Genomic DNA, 7,549 nt, shown 5'->3' with positions numbered 1-7,549 from the left:
CTCTTCTGCTCTGACTGTGACTCGTGGGTCTCAGTCTCCGCTCGAAGTCGAACCACGAAGCTGCACACACGAAGGGCGGAGACGGGCGAAACGGTAGCGGCCAGCGCGCGCGGCCCGACATAAACGCCGAGAAAGATGGCGTCGACCACAGTAAAGAGGCCGCTCACCAGCATCAAAAGCACGATCGGGGCTGCGGTCTTGAAGAAAAGCGGCGCAATCGGGCCTGAAAGATAGGGATTAGCCTGCGGCTCGGAAGAAGTTTCCATCATGTTGTCCCTCGGGACACTCGTAACGCCTGAGGCGGCCAGTTATGGGACCCGCATTGCCATAGGCTTCGAGTGTCGTCTGAGAAAACAACGGACGAAGGATCGCGCGACTTCACCATCGCCTGAATGTCAGGCGCGCGGGCGGCAGGCGGCGCGGGGCCGTGCGCAATTAGCGCCGGCCGAAGGGACAAGTCAAGCGCGTTTGCCGGGAAACCCGCGACCGGCAGCCGGTTCAACCCTCCTCGCGCGCCACCGCGCGCCAGCCGATGTCGCGGCGGCAGAAGCCGTCGGACCAGTCGATATCCTCGATCAGCGCATAGGCGCGGGTCTGGGCCTCGGTGACGTTGTGGCCAAGTGCGGTAACATTCAGCACGCGCCCGCCGCTTGCGACAAGCTTGCCGTCGCGCATCGCCGTTCCGGCGTGGAAGGTGCGTGCGTCCGGTCCGTCTTCGGGAAGCCGGCTGATCTCGCTGCCCTTCCTGTAGGAGCCCGGATAGCCCTTCGTCGCCATGACGACGGTGAGCGCCGTGTCCTCGCTCCATGCTGCGGAAGCCTTGTCCAGCGCGCCATCGGCGGCGGCTTCCAGAATATCCAGAAGGTCGCTTTGAAGCCGCATCATCAGCACCTGGCACTCCGGATCGCCGAAGCGCACATTATATTCGATCAGTTCCGGGCCCTTTTCCGTGATCATAAGCCCTGCGTAGAGCACACCCTTGAAGGGATGGCCCATCTCCGCCATGCCGCGGATCGTCGGCTCGATGATTTCTTTCATGGTGCGGGCAATCATCGCTTCATCCATCACCGGGGCTGGCGAATAGGCGCCCATGCCGCCGGTATTCGGCCCGGTATCGCCGTCGCCGACGGCCTTGTGGTCCTGGGCGGTGGCAAGCGGCAGCGCGTTCTTCCCATCGGAGAGGCAGAAGAAGCTCGCCTCCTCGCCGACCAGAAATTCCTCGACCACGACCTCGGCGCCGGCGGCACCGAACGTGCCGGAAAAGCAGTCGTCAATGGCGGCGAGCGCCTCGGCGCTGGTGCGGGCGACGGTCACGCCCTTGCCGGCGGCCAGACCATCAGCCTTGATCACGATCGGCGCGCCGATCTCGCCGACATAGGCCTTGGCCTCCTCTCCATCGGCGAAGCGGCGGTAGGCGCCGGTCGGAATATCGTATCGGGCGCAGAGATCCTTGGTGAACCCCTTCGAGCCCTCGAGCCGGGCGGCGGCCTTTGTCGGTCCGAAGACCTTGATGCCTGCTTCGCTCAGCGCATCGGCGAGGCCGTCCACCAGCGGCGCTTCGGGGCCGACGACAACGAGACCGATGTCCTTCTCGCGGCAGAAGGAGATAACCGCCGCATGATCGGCCGGATCGAGCTTCACGCATTCGGCATGGGCCGCGATACCCGGATTGCCGGGCGCGGCATAAAGCACGCCGAGACGCGGCGATTGCGAGAGTTTCCAGGCCAGCGCATGCTCGCGCCCGCCCGAGCCGATCAGAAGGACATTCATGGGGTCCGCTCCAGTTGTCACCTGCTGGCGGTTGGGTAAGCAGACGCGCGGCAAAGGTCAAGGCCGCGTTGCGTGCCGTTGCCGCCGCGCGGTATGTTGCAGCAACGGTTTTTCACGATATTCTTTGACCTTGCCGCCGACGGACGCTAACGATGCGGGCGGTTTTACCCCACACACATGAAGACAAAAGCGACGAACCATGAAATTTCTCGATGAGGCAAAAGTCTATATCCGCTCCGGCGACGGCGGGGCCGGGTCTGTCTCGTTCCACCGCGAGAAATATATCGAGTTCGGCGGCCCGGACGGCGGCGACGGCGGACGCGGCGGCGATGTGTGGGTGGAAGCGGTCGAAGGGCTGAACACGCTGATCGATTTCCGCTACCAGCAGCATTTCAAGGGCGAGACGGGCGGCCATGGCATGGGCCGCAACCGCACCGGCGCCAACGGCAAGAGCGTGACGCTGAAGGTTCCGGTCGGCACGCAGATCTTCGAGGAAGACCGTGAGACGCTGATCTGCGACCTGACCGCAATCGGCGAGCGCTACCGGCTGGCCTCGGGCGGCAATGGCGGCTTCGGCAATGCCCATTTCAAGACCGCGACCAACCAGGCGCCGCGCTGGGCCAACCCCGGCCTTGAGGGGCAGGAAAAGACGATCTGGCTGAGGCTGAAGCTGATCGCCGATGCCGGGCTCGTCGGCCTGCCCAATGCCGGCAAGTCGACCTTTCTGGCGACCGTGACTCGCGCGCGCCCGAAGATCGCCAATTATCCGTTCACGACATTGCATCCCAATCTCGGCGTTGCCAGCATCCATGGGCGCGAATTCATTCTCGCCGACATTCCCGGCCTGATCGAGGGCGCGCATGAAGGAATCGGCATCGGCGACCGGTTCCTGGGCCATGTGGAGCGCACCCGCGTGCTGCTGCACCTGATCTCCTCCCAGGAAGAGGATGTCGCCGCCGTCTATCGCACCGTGCGTCACGAGCTTCAGGCCTATGGCCACGAACTGGCCGACAAGCACGAGCTCGTCGCGCTGTCACAGATCGACATTCTGGACGACGAGATGCTTGCGGCAAAGAAAAAGGCGCTGGAAGAGGCATCCGGCGGCAAGGTTTTCGCGATCTCGGCCGTTGCCCAGAAAGGCATGACCGAAGTGCTTTCGGCCCTTGCCGAGATCATCCGCGCCGAAGAGGCACGTCTTGGCATTGCCGCGCCCGAACGGGGCATCGACAAGGGCCGGCACGACAAGTGGGAGCCCTGACAATGAACGGCATGCACCGTTCGCTGACGCATTATCGGCGGATCGTGATCAAGATCGGTTCGGCACTGCTCGTCGACCGAACACACGGGCTCAAGACCGACTGGCTGAACCGCCTTTGCGATGACATCGCAGCACTCAAGGCCGCTGGCGTCGAAGTACTGGTCGTATCCTCCGGCGCCGTAGCGCTCGGTCGCACCGTGCTGCACAGCCATTCCGGCACGCTGAAGCTGGAAGAGGCCCAGGCGGCTGCCGCCGTCGGCCAGATCGGACTTGCCGGCGCCTGGACCGAGAGCCTGCGCCACCACGCCATTCTCGCGGGCCAGATCCTGCTGACCCTGCAGAACACCGAGGAGCGGCGGCATTATCTGAACGCCCGCGCCACGATCCTGCAGCTTCTGAAAGCGGGCGCCGTTCCGATCATCAACGAGAACGACACGATCGCCACCTCGGAGATCCGCTACGGCGACAATGACCGGCTGGCCGCCCGCGTGGCCACCATGATCGGGGCGGAGCTTCTGGTGCTTTTGTCCGATATTGACGGGCTTTACACGGCCCCGCCGCATCTCGACCCCCATGCTCACTTTCTGGCCGAGATCGAGGCGATCACGCCCGAGATCGAGGCCATGGCCGGCGGCGCGGCTTCGGAACTGTCCCGCGGCGGCATGCATACCAAGATCGAGGCCGGCAAGATCGCAACCGCCGCCGGCTGCGCCATGGTGATTGCCTCCGGCAAGATCGACCACCCGCTGAAGGCGATCGAGGAGGGCGCGCGCCACTCGATGTTCCACGCCTCGCACACGCCGGTGAACGCCCGCAAGACATGGATTGCCGGCCAGCTTCTGCCCGCCGGCACGATCCATATCGATGATGGCGCGGTGGCTGCACTCAAGCGCGGCAACAGCCTTCTGCCGGCCGGCGTGACGGCGGTTGACGGCCATTTCTCGCGCGGCGACACTGTGGCGATCGTCAACATGAAAGGCGGCGAGGTCGCGCGCGGACTTTCGGGCTATGACAGCGACGAGGCGCGCATGATCGCCGGCCAGAAGACAGTCGATATCGAGGCGATCCTCGGCTATCCGGCCCGCGCGGCCATGGTCCACCGCGACGACCTGGTGATGGCCGCCATCGGCAAGAAGAAACAGAACGAAAGCTCGACCCATGCTTGACCAGGTTCACAAAGACGATATCGCCGCCGTGATGCGGGCGCTTGGAACGCGCGCGCGCGCAGCAGCGCAGAAGCTGGCGATCGCCTCGACCGAGACCAAGAACCGGGCGCTCCTCGCCATGGCCCGCGAGATCGAGGCGCGCGCGCCGGATATCCTGGCCGAGAACGAGAAGGATGTCGCCGCGGCCCGCGAAAACGGCATCACCGGCTCCTTCATCGACCGGCTGGAACTGAGTGACGCCCGCATTGCCGCCATGGCAGACGGCATCCGCGCCATTGCCGCGCTGGACGATCCGGTCGGCAAGCTGATCGCCGAATGGGACCGTCCGAACGGGTTGACGATCTCGCGCGTGCGCACGCCGCTCGGCGTCATCGGCGTCATCTATGAGAGCCGCCCGAATGTGACGGCCGATGCCGGCGCGCTCTGCCTGAAGGCCGGCAATGCCGTGATCCTGCGCGGCGGTTCGGATTCGGCGCGTTCGGCGCGCGCGATCCACGGCGCGCTGAAGGCGGGTCTTGCCGAGGCCGGTCTGCCGGAGGACGCGATCCAGATCGTGCCGACCACCGACCGCGCCGCCGTCGGCGAGATGCTGTCCGGCCTTTCCGGAAATATTGACGTGATCGTCCCGCGCGGGGGAAAGAGCCTCGTTGCCCGCGTGCAATCGGAAGCGCGCGTGCCGGTCTTTGCCCATCTGGAAGGCCTCTGCCACATCTATGTCGACAAATCCGCCGATCTCGGCATGGCGCGCGACATCGTCGTCAACGCCAAGATGCGCCGCACGGGCATTTGCGGGGCGGCCGAGACGCTTTTGATCGACCGCGCGGCGGCCGACACCTTCGCGACCCCGCTGATCGAGGCGCTGGAGAAAAAGGGCTGCCTCGTGCGGGTAGATCACGACATGATCGACTATGCCCGCGGCCGCGATGAAACAAATGACGACGACTGGACCACGGAGTATCTCGACGCGATCATTTCAGTGAAGCTCGTCGACGGTATTTCCGGCGCCATCGAGCATATCGGAAAATATTCTTCCCATCACACCGAGGCGGTGATTGCCGAGGACCATGAAGTCGTTTCCCGTTTCTTCAACGAGATCGACTCGGCGATCCTTTTGCACAATGCCTCGACGCAGTTTGCCGATGGCGGCGAGTTCGGCATGGGGGCGGAGATCGGCATCGCCACCGGCAAGATGCATGCGCGCGGGCCGGTCGGCGTCGAACAGCTCACATCGTTCAAATATCTTGTGCGCGGCACGGGACAGACGCGGGCGTGACAGTTTGACCGAGGGGACGATCGACCAGCGCTATCTTGCCATGCCCTATTGCGAGCCGGGCATGGCGATCGGCCTTTTCGGCGGTTCCTTCAACCCGCCGCATGAGGGGCATTTCCTGGTGGCGAGCCTGGCGATCCAGCGCCTCGGCCTCGACCAGCTCTGGTGGCTGGTCACGCCCGGCAACCCGCTGAAGAGCGGAAATGGCCTTGCCCCGCTCGAGGAACGGCTGGCGCTGAGCGAGAAACTGGCGCGCGATCCGCGCATCCGCGTCTCAGCACTCGAAAAGACGATCGGCACCGCTTATACGGCCCGCACCATCCGCCATATCGTTCGCCGCAACCCGGGCGTCCATTTCGTCTGGATCATGGGCGCCGACAATCTCGGCGACTTTCACCGCTGGCAGGAATGGCGCGCAATCGCCCGCACCGTGCCGCTTGCCGTGATCGACCGGCCCGGCTCGACGCTGACCTATCTTTCCTCAAAGGCAGCGCGCACGCTCGACAAGGCCCGCATTGCCGAGCGCGATGCCCGGGCGCTGGCGCGGATGACGCCGCCGGCCTGGACCTTCATCCACGGTCCGCGTTCGAATGTCAGCTCCACGGCGCTCAGGCGAGGCCATGATGACGCGGATTGAGGTCGTCGCCAGTCTCAACGATCCCGGCAAACCCGGCGGCCACAGCGAGGATCGGGCCGGCGCAAACGGGCACAGCGCCTTCGTCATCGACGGCGCGACCGGCATTGCCGACCGGCAGGTGATGACGGACCATCCGAGCGATGCCGCCTGGCTTGCCGACCACGCGGCGGCGGCTTTTTCCAGGGCAGGCAGCGAAGAGAGCGTCGCCGCCGTTGTCTCCCGCCTCAACGAAGAAGCCCGCGCGACCTATTTCAAGACCGCCGGAACCGGCGACCTGCCGCGCTACATGTGGCCGGCCGCAGCTTTCCAGATGCTCAGGGTCGAGGGCGACCGGCTCGTGTCCTACGGGCTCGGCGACTGCCGCCTGTTCCTGCAGTCGGAGGACGACGGAGAGGTGTTCGAGACCACCGCGCTGAAGGGCAACCGTGACCGGGAAATCGCCGCCGCCCGCGCGCATCTCGCCCGCACCGGCGGCTTTGGCGGCAAGAACGATATCGGCGGAGACGGAAAGACGCGTGCGGCGCTGCGCGAAAGCCGCTCGAAACACAACATGCCGGGCGGGCGCATCTTCACGCTCGGCCTGGTGCCGGAGGCGGCAAACGAGATCGTGCGCGAGGAAACCGGCATCAAGGCCCCCGCCCGCGGCCTGCTCTGTTCGGATGGCTTCGCCGCCCTTTGTGACAATTACGACGCTTTCGGCCCTCGGGAACTGATCGATGCCGCTTTTGACGAGGGCCTTCCGGCGCTGCTGGCACGGTTGCGTGAAATCGAGCGGATCACGGATCCCGAAGGCGAGCGCTTTCCGCGCTACAAGGTCAGCGACGACGCCACGTGCCTTGCCTTCCGCATTCCCTGACGCCGCCGCCGGGCGTTTTTCAACGAGAACCTTGCGCGATACCCCCATTGGCTCCTATCTTTATAGAGACTCGTGGGCGCCACGAGTCGCAATCGTGCTTGTTCCGGTCCATGAAGAAAGGAAGACCCCTGACAACATTGCACGCCAAAGGTGCCGCAGACGATGCTGCACCGAAGAGCAGGAAAAGCGGCGTCCATGCCGCGGATCAGGCTTTGTCCACCGTCCTCGCCAGCCTTGAGGATTCCAAGGCTGAAGATATCGTAACCATCGACATCAAGGGCAAATCGGCGCTCGGCGACCACATGGTGGTCGTGTCCGGACGTTCGAACCGCCATGTCGTGGCGATTTGCGACCATCTGGTCAAGGACATCAAGCAATCGGGTGCAGGCACCCCCAGGGTTGAAGGCCAGGATGCCGGAGACTGGGTGCTGATCGACACCGGTGACGTGATCGTCCATGTATTCCGGCCGGAAGTTCGCGAGTTCTACAATATCGAGAAGATGTGGTCCGCGCCCGAAATGAACGAGGGACGCCTGCACTAGCGCATCGGCCCGAAAATCGGAATCGATTTTCGGAAAGCACGATGCGTAGA

The 7,549-nt window shown here is 64.5% G+C and carries 7 protein-coding genes and 1 pseudogene; 6 read left to right on the top strand and 2 right to left on the bottom strand.

What is annotated here, in order from left to right:
* A pseudogene (locus tag AC5DC2_RS16055) lies at window positions 1-269 on the bottom strand (hypothetical protein); the annotation flags it as partial.
* Between the two features lie 229 nt (window positions 270-498).
* Window positions 499-1,770: a phosphoribosylamine--glycine ligase gene (gene purD, locus AC5DC2_RS16050; RefSeq protein WP_491699199.1), complete on the bottom strand. Its 1,272-nt coding sequence runs from the start codon at window positions 1,768-1,770 to the stop codon at window positions 499-501.
* A gap of 199 nt (window positions 1,771-1,969) precedes the next feature.
* Between purD and obgE the strand changes: the two genes are divergently transcribed.
* From obgE to rsfS, 6 genes are all read left to right on the top strand, one after another.
* Window positions 1,970-3,028 carry a GTPase ObgE gene (gene obgE, locus AC5DC2_RS16045; RefSeq protein WP_491699198.1) on the top strand — a complete coding sequence of 353 codons (1,059 nt, stop codon included), beginning with the start codon at window positions 1,970-1,972 and terminating at the stop codon, window positions 3,026-3,028.
* Between the two features lie 2 nt (window positions 3,029-3,030).
* Window positions 3,031-4,194: a glutamate 5-kinase gene (gene proB / locus AC5DC2_RS16040; RefSeq protein ID WP_491699197.1), complete on the top strand. Its 1,164-nt coding sequence runs from the start codon at window positions 3,031-3,033 to the stop codon at window positions 4,192-4,194.
* Complete coding sequence (locus tag AC5DC2_RS16035) at window positions 4,187-5,467, top strand: glutamate-5-semialdehyde dehydrogenase (RefSeq protein ID WP_491699196.1); 1,281 nt, start codon at window positions 4,187-4,189, stop codon at window positions 5,465-5,467. The genes proB and AC5DC2_RS16035 overlap by 8 nt, the downstream gene beginning before the upstream one ends.
* 40 nt (window positions 5,468-5,507) lie before the next feature.
* On the top strand, window positions 5,508-6,101 hold the full coding sequence (locus tag AC5DC2_RS16030; RefSeq protein WP_491699200.1) for a nicotinate-nucleotide adenylyltransferase: 594 nt from the start codon (window positions 5,508-5,510) through the stop codon (window positions 6,099-6,101).
* Window positions 6,085-6,957 (top strand): hypothetical protein, encoded by an 873-nt coding sequence (locus AC5DC2_RS16025; protein ID WP_491699195.1) that lies wholly within the window; start codon window positions 6,085-6,087, stop codon window positions 6,955-6,957. Before AC5DC2_RS16030 ends, AC5DC2_RS16025 begins: the two co-directional genes overlap by 17 nt.
* A gap of 110 nt (window positions 6,958-7,067) precedes the next feature.
* Entirely contained in the window at window positions 7,068-7,499 is a 432-nt protein-coding gene (rsfS, locus tag AC5DC2_RS16020; RefSeq protein ID WP_036237750.1) for a ribosome silencing factor, read from the top strand.
* Window positions 7,500-7,549 lie beyond the last annotated feature (50 nt).

It is taken from the genome of Martelella sp., from assembly GCF_984369615.1.
Note: the sequence above shows the minus strand (reverse complement) of the source record. Positions and strands in the feature narration are given on the sequence as shown.

Coding starts and splice junctions, on each gene's coding strand:
- purD (WP_491699199.1), bottom strand. CDS start 1,770: ATGAATGTCCTTCTGATCGGCTCGGGCGGGCGCGAGCATGCGCTGGCC.
- obgE (WP_491699198.1), top strand. CDS start 1,970: ATGAAATTTCTCGATGAGGCAAAAGTCTATATCCGCTCCGGCGACGGC.
- proB (WP_491699197.1), top strand. CDS start 3,031: ATGAACGGCATGCACCGTTCGCTGACGCATTATCGGCGGATCGTGATC.
- AC5DC2_RS16035 (WP_491699196.1), top strand. CDS start 4,187: ATGCTTGACCAGGTTCACAAAGACGATATCGCCGCCGTGATGCGGGCG.
- AC5DC2_RS16030 (WP_491699200.1), top strand. CDS start 5,508: ATGCCCTATTGCGAGCCGGGCATGGCGATCGGCCTTTTCGGCGGTTCC.
- AC5DC2_RS16025 (WP_491699195.1), top strand. CDS start 6,085: ATGATGACGCGGATTGAGGTCGTCGCCAGTCTCAACGATCCCGGCAAA.
- rsfS (WP_036237750.1), top strand. CDS start 7,068: ATGAAGAAAGGAAGACCCCTGACAACATTGCACGCCAAAGGTGCCGCA.